The organism is Paenibacillus sp. 4624 (assembly GCF_050435065.1).
In the GTDB taxonomy this organism is placed as follows: domain Bacteria; phylum Bacillota; class Bacilli; order Paenibacillales; family Paenibacillaceae; genus Paenibacillus; species Paenibacillus amylolyticus_D.
This window is the reverse complement of the sequence record NZ_JBNDJR010000020.1, coordinates 1-14,403: the sequence shown is the minus strand read 5'-3', so window position 1 is coordinate 14,403 and position 14,403 is coordinate 1. Positions and strand designations below refer to the sequence as shown.

Sequence of the window (14,403 nt, the reverse complement as noted above, 5' to 3'; positions counted from 1 at the left end):
GCACCATGAACCCCTCTTCGCAACATGATGTCATCCTCCTGAATACCTACCGTATGATGACAATATTTCTTTTATTCAAAACAAAAAAAGCCAAAGAAAGAGTGTAAGAGACCCTTTCGTGGCTTCCGAATGATTTTGAATATCGGAAATTCATGCACGAGGTTGCCTCTCTTTTTCCGCTTGCGAGGTTAGCTGTCGGGTTCGGGCGAAAGAGAGCCGCCCTATCTTAGGTCATCCGCTCATGGCGGACGCCCTTGAATTCACCCCGAGACCCAAAGAAGAAATCAAATACGGCTTCGCAGAACATTCCGCTGCTTTTGGGTCAGCGAACGATGCGCATCGGCTAGAATCACCGATGTTTAAGCCCTATTGGTTCCCCCGCTCTCCGTTAACGGAGACTCAGCGAGATTGATTCATGAAAAGTAATGTTGTCTCATCGGAAAGTGTCCCTTTGTTCATCCCCCGAACATCTGTCCAATTTTCCGCGCAACAATTCACTGAAAAGATGATATCCTGTTTTGATGCATGTTGTAAAGCACGGATCAAGTACGTTTTTCTAAATATTTGGTTAAAATATTGTAATATTCTGCAATAATTCGAAACAAAGAGCAAATTAACTCTCTGTATCTCCCTTTTTCACCTGATTTACTCGTTTTCTTATCGAATCCCAAATCGTTCCATGGCATTTTTGGTGGTAATTGCAGCAATTTCCTCTACCGAAATGCCTTTAATTTCCGCAGCTGCTTCAGCAACCAGACGTACATGCGCTGTCTCATTTCGTTTTCCACGATAAGGATGAGGTGTAAGATACGGGGAGTCCGTTTCCAAGAAAAATCGATCCATCGGTACCTTCGCAAGCACCTCTTTCGGTTGCTTGGCATTTTTGAACGTGACCGGTCCTCCAAAGGACAGATGGAACCCCAAATCCAGACACATTTTCGCCGTTTCCCAGCTTCCTGAGAATGAATGCATCACACCTCCAACCTCTCCAGCCTTCTCCTCGCGTAAAATACGTACAATGTCCTCATGAGCATCCCGATTATGGATGACAATGGGCATATTCAATTCCCGTGCCAATGCAATTTGTTGTCGTAATACGCGGTGCTGCACCTCCTTAGGAGAAGTGTCCCAATGATAGTCTAGACCGATTTCGCCAATCGCTACCACTTTTTCATGTTTGCACAATGATGCAATCCATTCCAGATCACCCTCTTGCATCGTAATTGCATCCACCGGGTGCCAGCCTACAGCTGCGTAGATAAAATCATACGTTTCGGCCAGTTTCATCGTCGTTGGAATCGTCTCCCGATTAAAGCCGATATTAATCATGCGAGTAACTCCCGCCTCAATGGCCCGCTGAATTATGTCCTCTCGGTCTTCGTCGAATTGTGGTGCATCCAGATGAGTATGTGTGTCGAATAACATGCTTTCTCGTTCTCCCTTCATGTCGAAAGTCAAATGCCGCTGATTTGTTCATGGGAACTCCTCTTATTCTTGTACAGGAATTCTTGCGTTTGAATTTCAAATTTATTTTTTTCATCATTAAATGATTGGGACAAGCATCAATTTCAGTATTTTCAGTTTTAGCACTCAAGCTACTATATATAGAAGGAAAATAAAAAGTCAAATCAACATCTTGCAAGAAAAGGCGTTAGAAACTGTATAATTACTCACTCGGATTACAAAATTATGTCGATCTACATATCCTCGCCATTAAAGCAGATTACTGTATCATGTAAAATAGCTCTCTTAGAAAGTCTTTTGATATCAAAATGTTTCACCCAGCTGCATCGACTCAAGATTACAGAAAATAGGGGCGTATATGGGACGGTAATTCATGAAGAATGGCATCCACCTTGTTTTGCGGATAGTACAAATGATGTTTGCCCAGATGAAGTCCACTGATCGAACGCACAATATCAGAAACTTCTGACAGCTCATGCAACTTGTCCTGCCGATCCAGCAGTAGAATTTGCTTATCGGTAGATTGATCTGGACGAAACACATCATACGGATTATCCGTCGGAAAATCAATTTCAAGATCATACTCGGGATTCAATCCTGCTTGTACAAAAGCTTCCCGAATCTCTTCAATGATGTCCAAGTCGATCTGTTCGAGTTCCACATATTTATATAACCTGCGATCCATAAAACGTTCGCACAACTCACTCAGAACAGAATCGTCCTCCTTACGCCACTGCATAAAGGCTGTTTGAATTAACGATTCGTCAAGCTGCAGATATTCATCAACTGAAATTTCTCCATGAAACAGTTTGGGCAGTGGCTCTACCATGAAACGGAATGGAAAGCCTTGCTTCACAAGTTGTTTTGCCCGCTTAAAGATTTGTCGCAATATAATCTCGGAGCTGCGCGTCACAGGATGGAAGTAAATCTGCCAATACATCTGGTATCGTGACATCAGATAATCTTCCACAGCATGCATACCAGACTCTTTAACTACAATTCGTCCATGGAATGGACGCAGCATGCGAAGAATGCGATCCAAGTCGATCGTGCCATAATTTACCCCTGTAAAGTAGGCATCCCTGAGCAAGTAATCCATTCGGTCCGCATCAAGCGGACTGGTTACCAGATTCACAACAATCGGTTTATCATACGTCTTCTGGATAACGGAAGCCACTTTTTCATCAAAATCAGGAGCATACCGTCTTAGAATCGCCCCTACTTCGGTATCACCCTTGATAATGCGGCATGTCCAATCCTCATGATTCATGTCAAAAGCCTCTTCAATGGAATGAGAGAATGGTCCATGTCCGAGATCATGAAGTAAGGCAGCACACAACGTCACCAGCTTTTCTTCCTTGGGCCAGTCCGAATAATGGCTTCGTTCAAACTGAGAGATGATCTTTCGGGTAATTTCATATACACCTAGCGAATGGGAGAAACGACTGTGCTCTGCCCCGTGAAAAGTTAGATAAGATGTCCCTAATTGACGAATGCGGCGTAGCCTCTGAAATTCAGGTGTATTGATCAATTGCCATATAATCGGTTCTTGCACATGAATATAATTATGTACCGGATCTTTAAATACTTTCTCTTCCGTCAGACGGTGTTCCATTTCGATTCACTCCTTTTAAATTGTTCTCTTGCCATAAAGAATAACGCGTCCAGCTTCAATTTTCACCAACAATTCGACATGAAATGACGAATTTTGTCGAACAAAGCACTTTTGTCGTTTTCCAAATCGACAAAGCTGACATGGATGTTTAAATACGAAAAATTGCTTTTAATCCCTTACCACCAGTAAACTTAAGAAAAACACCCTTTATTTTAAGCTAATTTTAAGGTTGACTGTTTTGGGAATCGTTGGTATGATGAGTATCATAAAACATAAAATAATGTCGAATAATGACAATGATAGTTAGCTGAGAGGAGCACTGATTATAATGATGAAATCAACAGGTATTGTAAGAAAAGTGGATGAACTGGGACGGGTAGTTATTCCAATCGAATTGCGTCGTACACTCGGTATTGGCGAAAAAGATGCTTTGGAAATCTACGTTGATGGTGAGCGCATCATGCTCAAAAAATACGAGCCAGCTTGTATCTTCTGTGGTAACGCTGAGAACGTAACTTACTTCAAAGGTAAAATCGTTTGTAACGAATGTATTTCTGAAATCCCTGCACCTGTAGCAAAATAAGAAAAACAAGTATACTGGAATTATCCAAATCGTTAATTCTAACCTTTTTATATTCCCTCATGGCCTTCCCGGTGTAATCTCACCGTTGGAGGGTCTTTTTTTTCACCCTTAAGAGCAGACACATATCTTTCACATTTTGGTGTGCTGCTCTTTTTACATTTTAAGGTTATATTAAGCTTTGTTTTAATCTCTCTTTAAGGTAATTACAACTAAATTTGGTATTTTTAAAATTTTGGCTACCCAATCAAAGCATTATATACGTCCCGTTTTGCCAACCCTCGATCAGCTGCTGTTTTTTTCATCGCATCTTTACGACTGTTTCCTTCATTTTCATAGTGTTCCACGTGTTCTTCCAGCGACAAAACCTGCCACCATGCTTCCCGTTCAGCCTTACGTTCCTCTTCCCTGATCCCTTCAACCAACAAACAATATTCACCTAGAGGCGGGTGCTCTTCGAGCCATTCTATACATTCCTTCAGACTACCTCTAACAAATTCCTCGTGCCGCTTGGTCAACTCACGAGCCAGTACAATGGAACGTTCACCCAGAATTTCTTCCAGATACATCAAGGTTTTGCGAATCCGGTGAGGGGACTCATAGAAAAGCAACGTACCATTCGACTCATTGAAAGCTTCCAGTACCTTACGCATGTCCTTTTTCTCTCGTGGCAAAAAACCACCAAAGGTAAACCGTTCTGTTGGTAATCCGGATACGATCAGAGCGGATAATGCTGCATTCGGACCAGGAATCGGTATGACCGTAATTCCGGCTTCGATTGCAAGCTTTACCAGATCAGAACCTGGGTCTGAAATGGCTGGTAATCCGGCATCGCTGACAAGTGCCAAATTTTTTCCTTCTATTATATAGCGTATCAGTTCAGGGCCACTCGCACCCTTATTGTGCTCATGATAGCTAAACAGCATGGAAGGTGTAATCTCAAAATGAGTGAGCAGCTTTCGCGTCTGACGAGTATCTTCAGCAGCAATAATATCACAGGCCTGCAATGTCTTAATGGCCCGGAAGGTCATATCCTCCAAGTTTCCAATCGGTGTCCCAACCAAATATAACTTGCCTGTAGGTTCGGACTGCTCCCTAAAGCTTTTTTGGACTTGTAAAGACATCTAGTTTCCTCCTTCCTTCGATCGTTCGGCATCCTGCTGACCATAGTAGATCTCCATAATCTCATCGCAGTAGCTACCCTGTTCATTGTAGACAATAAGTGGCGGCAACATGCGTACCTCTGGCTTGCCGTCTTTCATCGCTTCAATCAACACCATGTTCGCCTCCAGATGAGCACGCGGGTGTACCATACGAATGCGCTTGGGTTCCAGCTTGTATTCGCGCATTAATGATATAATTTCGCCGAGACGCTGCGGTCTATGAACCATAGATACTTTCCCACCATTACGCACAAGACGATTGCATGCTTGAATGACTTCCTCAAGAGTACACCCGATTTCATGACGTGCCATGGCCTGATGGGTGTTCATCTTGAGGTCACTTCCATTCAACGGCATGTACGGAGGATTTACCGTAATGGCATCATATACCGCATGTCCAGTTTCTTTAACCAAATCTCGCAAATCTCCCTCACGAATATGGATGGACTCATCCAATTCATTCAACTGCACACTCCGGCGTGCCATATCTGCAAGTCGTGGCTGAATCTCAATGCCTTCCAGACTTGCCTGCGTACGTGTTGTCAGTAAAATAGGCACGACCCCATTTCCCGTGCACAAGTCCAGAACACGCCCGCGTTTCGGAACAGAAGCAAATCGGGCCAGCAAGACAGCATCCATAGAAAAACTGAACACTTCATCACTTTGGATGATTCGCAAATTATGAGAGAGCAGATCATCAATCCGCTCGGATTCCTGTAAAATTACTTCTTCGTCTGTCATAGGGTACTCTCATCCTCCGGTACGTTAAACGTTTATAACCTTGAAAAAAAACCGTAGGGAATCCCTACGGTCACTTCATTTATTCAAAAAAGACAGGCAGAACAGACAATCGCCTTCCGTCCGCAAATGTCCATAATAGACGTTGCAGATATGGAATCCTTCATGATACAGCCGAGCCAAGTTGTCATAACCTTCGCCCACTACATCTTCACCTGCAGCTGGACCCGCCGGTCTTGCGACAGGAGCAAGAGCAGATGAGATCGGCAGATCTGCCGGCGCTTCACGCTTAAGCAGTTTGCGTAACTGCTCATTTTCGATGGTAAGCCGCTGATTTTCTTCCAGCAACTCTTTGACAATCATTTTTAATTCTGCTAAATCACCGTGCAACTGACCCATTTGGGTTTCCATTTCATGAATGTGCGTAAACAGATTTTTCTTTTCCAAGTTTCCACCCCGAAGCAACCTTTATGGTTTACTTGATAACGACGTCATCCAGCGGAAGTTCTTTGACTTTACTGATGTCGAACAGTTGAACATGCACCGTGCGGTTACCGGCATTAATTCCGACAACTTTGCCTTCACCCAATGAGGTGACGACCAGTTTGCCTACAGCTGGCAGCTCTTCTCTCACGCTCTCATAATTATCATGCTCAAATTTCAGACAGCACATAAGTCTTCCGCACAACCCTGAAATTTTCGTCGGATTCAGTGACAAGCTCTGATCTTTAGCCATCTTAATAGACACAGGCTCAAAATCTCCCAGCCAGGAGGAGCAACACAACACACGGCCGCAAGGCCCTATTCCACCAAGCATTTTTGCTTCATCACGAACACCAATCTGTCTCAGTTCAATTCGTGTCCGGAAAATGCTTGCCAGGTCCTTGACCAGCTCGCGGAAATCGACTCTACCTTCTGCTGTAAAATAAAAAATAATTTTATTGCGATCAAACGTGAATTCTACATCGACCAGCTTCATTTTGAGGCCATGGTCTCTGATTTTATTTAAACAAGTACCGAATGCTTCTTTGGCTGCACGCTTGTTCTCATCCACCACACGGGCATCTGTATCACCTGCAACGCGGATAACCTTTTTGAGCGGCAAAACCACATCAGCCTCGCCCACTTCCTTCTTGCCCACGACAACCTTACCATACTCAACCCCTCGTGCCGTTTCCACGATCACGCAGTTTTCTTTCTCAATGGGAAGGTCCAGGGGATCGAAGTAATAAATTTTGCCCGCCTTTTTGAAACGGACACCCACTACACTGTACAAAAAATTAACCCCCTTGTAAGCCAACCCCACTTCGTCTGAAGCCCTGACTTCTTAGGGAACCCGCCGAAGTTATAACCGTTTGCATAGGATTGGGTCTCACGCGATCCTCCAGCCTTATGCCAAACCGATCAAAAATTGCTCCAGACAAAGCTGGCCATTGACATTAAAACGCAATTTTTTTCTGCATGCCGCGGCCAAATCCATATAGGAGACCCACTGCTCTGTGCTGCGGGTATGTGCCAACTGAGACAGCATGTCTAACTGATCTATAAAAACGATATGTTCATGCCTACCGTACTGAACATACAGCATGTCCCTGAACCACAAATGGAACAAACTAAGCAGCATGTCCAGGTGTTCCGAGAGTCCTGTTTTGAAAAGCTTCTGCTGTGCCGAGATCAAAGATGTACTTCCTCTGCCCAGGGACTCCTTCCCTAATTGTAACATTACGTTTCTAATTTCTGCAAACCAATTCTGCTGGAGAATTTCTCTACATGCTTCCAGTCCTGACGTCAAATGGACAGCAGGCCTCACCAGATTGGCGGGAAAACCTTCCTCAATCAACGATTGAAGCATATCCTCCGGATTTAGTGCACTGAAAGGCACCATCTGAGCACGTGAACGAATGGTAGGCAGCATGGCCTGTCCATTATCTGTAATCAGAATCCCAACCGCCGGAACTTGAGGTTCTTCTAAAAATTTTAACAAGCTGTTTGCAGCCTGAACGGTCATTTTCTCAGCCTGTTCTATAATATATACTTTGGGATGCCCCGCCTCTGAACGGTAAGAGAAAATGCGTTGCAAATCCCGAATCTGATCTATTTTAATGTTATTGCCATCCGGCGCAAGCATCGTCAGGTCTGGATGGTTTCTGTGTTCTACTTTGCGGCATTCAAGACATTGCCCACAGGCGTCGTCCTCAAGCTCTGTGCAGAAGATTGCCTTGGCAAACGCCATGGCTGTCTGTAGCTGCCCACTGCCAGACGGACCGCTGAACAAATACGCATGACTGATCGCCTGGCGTCTCAGACTGCTTTGCAACAATTGCTTGGCTGCCTGTTGGCCCATAATTTGTTGAAAGGACATACTTCCTCCTCAGAAGCTTAAGTTAATAAGCATTCCCCGAATTTCTCCTACTTGTTGCAACAGAGAGATTTTTCCTTCTTCTGTATCCAATAACTCATCCGCCATAGATAACAGAGCCGAGTCAATCTCATCGATAAGTTTGTATCGTTTACCTCTGCCGCGGCGATCCCAACCCCTTGTCTCTTTCATCGATACACCGCGGCGGACTGTCTCTTCCAGAAACCTTTTGACAAGCTGTTTATATGCTTTCAGTTCACGAATTGTCATGGATCGAGCCAATCGATCACCCTGAAGCTGGATTTCGCTTAGTCGGCGGTTGAGTTCTGCTTGGGAAGCCCGCTCCCCCTGGTGATTCATCATATCAGAGAAACTTTTGGATTGAACCGGCTTGGAGCCTGAATCATTCGTATTGATTCCACTCTGCAGCGGTCTGAATCCGGGATTGATTTTCATGGGTACGCCTGCTTTCTATACCATCGTTAGGCCAATCGCACATCAGCACAGTGCGCATTGCGCCTGTGCGTAAGATGGGCCTTATATACTTGAATACACTGTATATATAATAGTAGATAAAAATGATCTTATCTACGATTCTGTTCGAAGTCGCCTCTCCCCAAAGAAGTACATCATTGCGAAGCAGAGTCTTCTTTGGGAGAGAGTGCCGTTTCCTTCCATCAACAAGGGCGCCCATAAGTGCCACGTAATTCATATGGAATACGTTCTTTTACATCGTTCGTTACCATCATGCAAGATGCAGTCATGCTATCGATAAATGAAAAACACTCACGGATTTCATCTGTACAAACGGATTAGAAATGCTCGAAACGATCTACCGGAAGAACAAACACGGTTGCTCCACCGACTTGGACTTCAACAGGTAGCGGCAGGTAAGAGTCGGTCGTTCCGCTCATCGGTGTAACTGGAGTTACGAGCTGTTCACGAACCTTACAGCTGCTGCGAATGACATTCATAACGGATTCGACTTGACTATCATCGACACCGATCATAAACGTCGTGTTGCCTGCCTTCAAAAATCCACCCGTACTGGCAAGCTTGGTTGCCCGAAAATTCGCTTTGACCAATGCGCTGGATAATCGGTTGCTGTCTTTATCCTGTATAATCGCAACAATCAGTTTCATCCTGCATAACCTCCTTTAGATTAAGCACTTTTAACAAAATGCCCTGTCTATATATTAGACAATTACTCGTCAAAATCCTTCATAATACCTGTTTCCAGCGACAAAATCATCGCTTTCTCCACCTCATCTGGTGTCTGTGAAGCATCAATAATTTTGATGCGTTCTGGAAACTGTTTCTGAAGCAGAAAGTAAGCTTCACGTACTTTTCGATGGAACTCCAGGTTCTCCAGATCAAGACGATTGACTTCACGTCCATCATGAGCCTCAATTCGACCAAGTCCCTGTTCTGGCTCAATGTCCAGATAAAGTGTCATGTCAGGCATCAGGTCTCCAATCGCAAAACGATTGATTGCCCACACATTCTCCATTCCGAGTCCGCGCGCATACCCTTGATAAGCAAGACTGCTGTCTACAAACCGATCACAGATCACGGTTTTGCCAGCTTGCAGTGCAGGCTCTACCTTCTCTGCTAGATGCTGACTGCGAGCTGCAGCATAGAGCAGTGCTTCGGTTCGTGCATCCATCGCCGTATGAAGAGGGTCAAGGATGATGTTACGTATTTTCTCTGCGATCTCAATCCCGCCAGGCTCTCTTGTAACTACGTAAGGTATACCCCGTTCTTCAAAATAAGAACCGATCCTGCCAATCATCGTTGTTTTCCCTGAACCCTCTCCTCCTTCCAGCGTAATGAATTTACCTCTGCCCTGCATATGCTTCCCTGCTTTCTGTATTCATTGCTGCATCCATTCATGGCTATTATGCATGTGCCTAGACCCTCTTGCTTCAAGATATGATTTCCTTCGCCCAGAGGTGTATTGTTCAACAACTGCATTTAATAACACAAAAATAATACAAGCTAGTTTTTCTTTCTATCATACTATAAGGTGGCTTTTCCTCCAACATGAAACGTTAGTCCTTTTTCAACCATACGATATCATCTTTGAAAGTGAACTCAACGCTTAACAGTACTCTGGATTCTGTAATTACTTGATTCTACTCCTGAAGCCGACGTAACCTGAACAAGAAGTAGAGAAGTGACAATGCTGATGGCCAATATCATTTTAGTTATTTCTATATCATATATAAATTCCTCAAGCTACTGATTTCCACATACAAGATTTTTTGAACGGCTAACCACCCTTGTCATGAAACAGGACACTGCTTGCTGGGAGCTGCACGAGTACTTTTCCTATGACTCAGGTTTCATGACATTTAACTTCTGATACGTATGATCCGAGATCCCCTGAAACTTGGCTCCTGCATCGCGTAGAATTCGAATTTGCTCGGCAACCTTTGAACTTATTCGTTCGCCGGGATACACCAACGGAATGCCTGGAGGATATGGAATAACCATCTCCGCCGATCGATATCCTGTGCAGTCTTCGATTGAAACTCCAATCATATCCATCTCTAAGATAGGTTGCAGGGAGAAGGCAACTGGCTCAGATAAGCGTTCACGTTCTTCTATATTGTTCCACGTGGAAACATAGATTGGAGTGTCAGTCTGAGTTTGAGCAGCCGTCCTGACAGACGCTGTGGATTCCAGTGAATGCTCCAACTTGTAGGCAACGTTAATATGCCGTAAAGCCTGCAACACATGCTCAGCATCCTGCATTGTGGAGCCAAGACTGAAGAGCAAGACGACGTACCTTTCGTCGCTCATCTCTGGCACACAGCCGCAAGCCTCCAGCTGCTGCTGCAGCCCATAACCGCTTAGTCCCCCTGTGTCGTCATATATGACGACCTTGAATGGGTCCTGTGCGGTATATCCTTTGCGGTCAGGCATCGCCGCCGGATTGTCATTGCCGTAGGCCGGCTCTTGCTGCAGCGAGTCCGCAGGCTGCAGCAACTGGAAGCGCGGCAACTCCGCGAGGCCGCGCTTCAATGCTTTCACGGCAGTAAGCCCTGCCGTGAAGGCATCTGCGCCGTGCACATGCAATAGCCGGCGCGAAAGATCAAGCGAAGCCATCACCGGATAGGATGGGCTTGAGCTTTGCACCATGGCCAGACGCTGCCGAAGCAGGGAGCGATTCAATCGCGATCCCTGAATGTGCAGCATGGCTCCCATGGTAAAGGCGGCCAGCATCTTATGCGTCGACTGCACTACACCGTCTGCTCCGCAGGACAGTGCAGAGACAGGCAGCTCCGGATGCTGCCCATAATGCGCGCCATGCGCTTCATCCACGAGTAGTGGCATGCCAGCCTCGTGGCAAACTTCGGCAATGGGTGTCAGATCCGCTCCCATGCCATAATAATTGGGCAACGTGACAAATACACCCTTTGCCTCAGGATACCTCTGGACAGCAGCCTGAACCGTCTCAATGGACGGCACGACAGCAAGTCCAGATCCAGGGTCAACCCATGGCTCCAGAAATACCGCCCTTGCGCCCGCTAACATCAGTCCGTGAATAACCGATTTATGTACATTACGTTGCACCAGCACGATACTACCTGGCTCATCACAGATTGTGAGTAATAAAGACAAGTTTCCTGCTGTACTTCCTCCCACTAGGAAGAAACTTTCCTCCGCACCGAAACAATCCGCTGCCAGTTCCTGTGCTTCCTTGATCACTCCCTCAGGATGGTGCAGATCATCCGTACCTGTAATCTCCGTAACATCCATCTCCATCATGTCCAGATAAGCATGTACGGGTACAACATGTTTGGATTGATCTTTATCCTTCAATGAATAATCTAAAGCAGCCGAAATCTGCTCTCCCTCTTTGTCCCTTTTCTCCTGTTTCGTTTGTTCTACTCCTAAAACATTTCCGGTTTCTACTTTTTTTTCTATCCCTTTTTGCAGAGTATCTTCCGCTCCCTCAAACGGTTGCATCCATTGATGATAGACTTGTCCATTTTTATGTCCTGGCACATGAAATGAACGCTGCTTCGAATCACGATATGCGAGCAATGCTTCATATAAAGGAGCCCTATTTTTTCCTATACCTGATGTATTATGTTCATTCATAAGATATCCATCCTGTAACTGTTATTTTCGTAAAACATGCATCTTCACTCTTTATTTCAGCATACGCTTTCTGCACAAGTCAGACAAGGTAATCCCCTCTCCAACAAAAAAAGGCCTCTCGGGCCCCTATATAATCATTAATATTGATCATGTAAATTTCTAACCTCACAGTGAAGCATATAACGTCCTTTAAGCGTTCTTTTGCACCCAAATCTGTTTCATCTGATGAATAAAAAAGTTATACTTCGCATCCTTCGCATCGGTGTGAACCATCTCTGCTTCACAAGCATCACATATGAATTCAGATACAATAAATATGCCTTCTCTCTTCCGTTGCTCGCAAATGATACATGTGTGTTCGGCATGTTCTTCCATGAACCATCCCACCTTGTTTTACGTTTACTATCAGTATTGCACAGTTTCTATTATTTTAAACATTTTCATAGTGCTTTCTTTCTATAAAATATATATATTCGCTCCTCCCTTAATAGGTGTCTGTACAGAAAATATACAATGTCCTGTTCCGAGTCACGTTTATTCTTGAACCTTCAGCCTCACTCTTTTTCATGAATCAACACAGGATTTCCCCATGCAGGTTCACGCTGATCTAAACTACGATATAATAACCTTAAAAAAACTTGGAATTTCAGCCGATATATAAGATATGATAACGATAACAAAGTCCGTCGGGCATGCCACATTAATTATTTCTTTATCATCTTTATCTCTCCATACATATGTACACACGACTCTACTACTTACTCGTAACTTGAAGGAGGATTTAAAATCGTATGATCGCCGAACCGGAGAATAAGGCAACCTTTTATCAGTATCGCCTTCTGAAAAAAAAACCTATCGCTCGTAGCGTTATATATAGCTACCTGTGTCTGCCTGTTATCATGCTCATCTTTAATCTACTTGCCTTCTCCTGGAACGGCCTCTTCTTCTTTTTACTGGCTGGGCCAATTACTGTCTGGATCCATTATGTCATTGCGAGGACTATATTGTTACTGGTTCGTACTTCGTATGCCAAGCGTTGGCACTGGAACCTGCGTATGCCTTGGTTTGGCTATATACCCGATCAACACTTTAGTTATCGCATGTTTGTCCGAGTTCATCTGAATATGAGCTGGATTGGATTGTGTATCATTACTGTGTGCCTGTTATGGTCTCCAGTATCCTTCACACTTTCGCTGATATTCTGGCATCTGTGGTTACTCGGACCTCGCTTATACGTAATACTCATTCTATCCCGTGAACGTAAAGACGGTCTTGTTAAATTAAATGATCAAGATGTCTCTTATTATTTACAGTAAAATCGTTCTTTTCGTTATCCTTCTCCAAAAAAAGGTTATCCACTGTGGATAACCTTTTTTTGCTTCCTCCTTCTTTTATCCACAAATATAGGGGAATTCTCCCTTCTCCGTTCTGAATGGTTACTAAGCTCCGCTAACTTACCCTAGCCTTCAATGTATCTTATATCTATTGAAGACTGCATGTGCTGCCGTTTTCAACTTGCAGTAACACAAAAAAAGCCCTCATCGCTATCGATGAGAACTTCACTTTATAAGAACATCACAATGTTAACTCGTACGCTTTCACATCAATCCGTTAATCATCTTCTTCTAGTGACTTTACTGTGGTCTGGGTCGTTTCATTTCTGGGAACCATCAACGTAAACGAACCATCATGCACAGCCAACTGAACAATATGGCCATCCTTTGAGAAAACATGTACATTACTTGAGGCATTTGATGAACGCTTTGCTTGCCTTTCTGTCCAACCCCAACTTTTAATTTCGTTAAGATATACCTCAGGCAAACTCGTGCTTTCACTGATTCCAGACAACGTATATCGAACATAATCCATATCCGAATTGTTTTCGGACTGGTCAGATTTATTCGCTACTTTGGGTACAGGGAAACTTTTTTCGTTAACTGCACCTTCATATGAGATCCATACAGATCCTGAAGCTTCACCACATCCTGCGAGAACAATCGCCAGACAAAGCAACAGAAGTGAGTGGAGTCCAAATCTCCGCCAACTTAACACACACACCCTCCTTTTCACAGCTGCACAATCCAGCTCTTCGGTCAGGTACTTTTAGCATATTTAACATAGTCCTATTATACTGGTTTTATCCCTGCCATCCGTAACAAAAATGTTACCTTCCCATAACGAAGCTGTCAGCGATTTATGATTTGAAAAGAGCTATTCTTAGCAATTTCACATAAATGAACAAAAATAAAAACCACCACCGAACATCATCGGCAGTGGTTCTTTGCTTGGCGGCGTCCTACTCTCCCAGGACCCTGCGGTCCAAGTACCATCGGCGCTAGAGGGCTTAACGGTCGTGTTCGGGATGGGTACGTGT

At 44.3% G+C, this 14,403-nt stretch carries 15 protein-coding genes, 1 rRNA gene and 1 riboswitch; of the genes, 2 read left to right on the top strand and 14 right to left on the bottom strand.

Annotated features, from left to right (window positions below; all coding sequences use genetic code 11):
* Nucleotides 1-161 precede the first annotated feature (161 nt).
* Nucleotides 162-415, bottom strand: a riboswitch (cyclic di-AMP (ydaO/yuaA leader).
* Between the two features lie 242 nt (nucleotides 416-657).
* Both ABIE27_RS28755 and ABIE27_RS28750 read right to left on the bottom strand, forming a co-directional pair.
* Nucleotides 658-1,425 carry a TatD family hydrolase gene (locus tag ABIE27_RS28755; RefSeq protein ID WP_429352077.1) on the bottom strand — a complete coding sequence of 256 codons (768 nt, stop codon included), beginning with the start codon at nucleotides 1,423-1,425 and terminating at the stop codon, nucleotides 658-660.
* Nucleotides 1,426-1,801: 376 nt separating this feature from the next.
* The gene (locus ABIE27_RS28750) at nucleotides 1,802-3,079 is read right to left on the bottom strand and encodes an HD domain-containing protein (protein ID WP_123067065.1); all 1,278 of its coding nucleotides are present in this window, start codon (nucleotides 3,077-3,079) and stop codon (nucleotides 1,802-1,804) included.
* Between the two features lie 328 nt (nucleotides 3,080-3,407).
* Between ABIE27_RS28750 and ABIE27_RS28745 the strand changes: the two genes are divergently transcribed.
* Entirely contained in the window at nucleotides 3,408-3,662 is a 255-nt protein-coding gene (locus ABIE27_RS28745; RefSeq protein WP_017691383.1) for an AbrB/MazE/SpoVT family DNA-binding domain-containing protein, read from the top strand.
* 236 nt (nucleotides 3,663-3,898) lie between these two features.
* On the opposite strand, the gene rsmI is transcribed toward ABIE27_RS28745, so the two are convergent.
* The 10 genes from rsmI to ABIE27_RS28695 form a co-directional block, all read right to left on the bottom strand.
* Entirely contained in the window at nucleotides 3,899-4,783 is an 885-nt protein-coding gene (gene rsmI, locus ABIE27_RS28740; RefSeq protein WP_429352076.1) for a 16S rRNA (cytidine(1402)-2'-O)-methyltransferase, read from the bottom strand.
* The gene (locus ABIE27_RS28735) at nucleotides 4,784-5,563 is read right to left on the bottom strand and encodes a tRNA1(Val) (adenine(37)-N6)-methyltransferase (RefSeq protein ID WP_123067067.1); all 780 of its coding nucleotides are present in this window, start codon (nucleotides 5,561-5,563) and stop codon (nucleotides 4,784-4,786) included. It abuts the gene before it with no gap.
* Between the two features lie 75 nt (nucleotides 5,564-5,638).
* Complete coding sequence (gene yabA / locus ABIE27_RS28730) at nucleotides 5,639-6,007, bottom strand: DNA replication initiation control protein YabA (RefSeq protein ID WP_123067068.1); 369 nt, start codon at nucleotides 6,005-6,007, stop codon at nucleotides 5,639-5,641.
* A 28-nt stretch (nucleotides 6,008-6,035) separates the two neighbouring features.
* Nucleotides 6,036-6,836 carry a PSP1 domain-containing protein gene (locus ABIE27_RS28725; RefSeq protein WP_123067069.1) on the bottom strand — a complete coding sequence of 267 codons (801 nt, stop codon included), beginning with the start codon at nucleotides 6,834-6,836 and terminating at the stop codon, nucleotides 6,036-6,038.
* Between the two features lie 114 nt (nucleotides 6,837-6,950).
* Nucleotides 6,951-7,922: a DNA polymerase III subunit delta' gene (gene holB / locus ABIE27_RS28720; RefSeq protein ID WP_123067070.1), complete on the bottom strand. Its 972-nt coding sequence runs from the start codon at nucleotides 7,920-7,922 to the stop codon at nucleotides 6,951-6,953.
* 9 nt (nucleotides 7,923-7,931) lie between these two features.
* Nucleotides 7,932-8,375, bottom strand: coding sequence for a YaaR family protein (locus ABIE27_RS28715; RefSeq protein ID WP_123067071.1), 444 nt, complete (start codon nucleotides 8,373-8,375; stop codon nucleotides 7,932-7,934).
* Nucleotides 8,376-8,731: 356 nt separating this feature from the next.
* The gene (locus ABIE27_RS28710) at nucleotides 8,732-9,061 is read right to left on the bottom strand and encodes a cyclic-di-AMP receptor (protein ID WP_047914178.1); all 330 of its coding nucleotides are present in this window, start codon (nucleotides 9,059-9,061) and stop codon (nucleotides 8,732-8,734) included.
* 62 nt (nucleotides 9,062-9,123) lie between these two features.
* The gene (tmk, locus tag ABIE27_RS28705; RefSeq protein WP_123067072.1) at nucleotides 9,124-9,771 is read right to left on the bottom strand and encodes a dTMP kinase; all 648 of its coding nucleotides are present in this window, start codon (nucleotides 9,769-9,771) and stop codon (nucleotides 9,124-9,126) included.
* A gap of 479 nt (nucleotides 9,772-10,250) precedes the next feature.
* Nucleotides 10,251-12,029, bottom strand: coding sequence for an aminotransferase class I/II-fold pyridoxal phosphate-dependent enzyme (locus tag ABIE27_RS28700; protein WP_429352075.1), 1,779 nt, complete (start codon nucleotides 12,027-12,029; stop codon nucleotides 10,251-10,253).
* A 189-nt stretch (nucleotides 12,030-12,218) separates the two neighbouring features.
* Nucleotides 12,219-12,404 carry a sigma factor G inhibitor Gin gene (locus ABIE27_RS28695; RefSeq protein ID WP_123067074.1) on the bottom strand — a complete coding sequence of 62 codons (186 nt, stop codon included), beginning with the start codon at nucleotides 12,402-12,404 and terminating at the stop codon, nucleotides 12,219-12,221.
* A gap of 416 nt (nucleotides 12,405-12,820) precedes the next feature.
* On the opposite strand from ABIE27_RS28695, the gene ABIE27_RS28690 reads away from it, so the two are divergent.
* Nucleotides 12,821-13,345 (top strand): hypothetical protein, encoded by a 525-nt coding sequence (locus tag ABIE27_RS28690; protein WP_123067075.1) that lies wholly within the window; start codon nucleotides 12,821-12,823, stop codon nucleotides 13,343-13,345.
* Nucleotides 13,346-13,640: 295 nt separating this feature from the next.
* On the opposite strand, the gene ABIE27_RS28685 is transcribed toward ABIE27_RS28690, so the two are convergent.
* Entirely contained in the window at nucleotides 13,641-14,081 is a 441-nt protein-coding gene (locus tag ABIE27_RS28685) for a hypothetical protein (RefSeq protein WP_123067076.1), read from the bottom strand.
* Nucleotides 14,082-14,312: 231 nt separating this feature from the next.
* Nucleotides 14,313-14,403 (bottom strand): 5S ribosomal RNA (gene rrf / locus ABIE27_RS28680); the annotation flags it as partial.

Coding starts and splice junctions, on each gene's coding strand:
- ABIE27_RS28710 (WP_047914178.1), bottom strand. CDS start 9,061: ATGAAACTGATTGTTGCGATTATACAGGATAAAGACAGCAACCGATTA.
- ABIE27_RS28745 (WP_017691383.1), top strand. CDS start 3,408: ATGATGAAATCAACAGGTATTGTAAGAAAAGTGGATGAACTGGGACGG.
- ABIE27_RS28700 (WP_429352075.1), bottom strand. CDS start 12,029: ATGAATGAACATAATACATCAGGTATAGGAAAAAATAGGGCTCCTTTA.
- ABIE27_RS28715 (WP_123067071.1), bottom strand. CDS start 8,375: ATGAAAATCAATCCCGGATTCAGACCGCTGCAGAGTGGAATCAATACG.
- tmk (WP_123067072.1), bottom strand. CDS start 9,771: ATGCAGGGCAGAGGTAAATTCATTACGCTGGAAGGAGGAGAGGGTTCA.
- ABIE27_RS28695 (WP_123067074.1), bottom strand. CDS start 12,404: ATGGAAGAACATGCCGAACACACATGTATCATTTGCGAGCAACGGAAG.
- ABIE27_RS28690 (WP_123067075.1), top strand. CDS start 12,821: ATGATCGCCGAACCGGAGAATAAGGCAACCTTTTATCAGTATCGCCTT.
- ABIE27_RS28735 (WP_123067067.1), bottom strand. CDS start 5,563: ATGACAGACGAAGAAGTAATTTTACAGGAATCCGAGCGGATTGATGAT.
- ABIE27_RS28755 (WP_429352077.1), bottom strand. CDS start 1,425: ATGTTATTCGACACACATACTCATCTGGATGCACCACAATTCGACGAA.
- ABIE27_RS28750 (WP_123067065.1), bottom strand. CDS start 3,079: ATGGAACACCGTCTGACGGAAGAGAAAGTATTTAAAGATCCGGTACAT.
- rsmI (WP_429352076.1), bottom strand. CDS start 4,783: ATGTCTTTACAAGTCCAAAAAAGCTTTAGGGAGCAGTCCGAACCTACA.
- holB (WP_123067070.1), bottom strand. CDS start 7,922: ATGTCCTTTCAACAAATTATGGGCCAACAGGCAGCCAAGCAATTGTTG.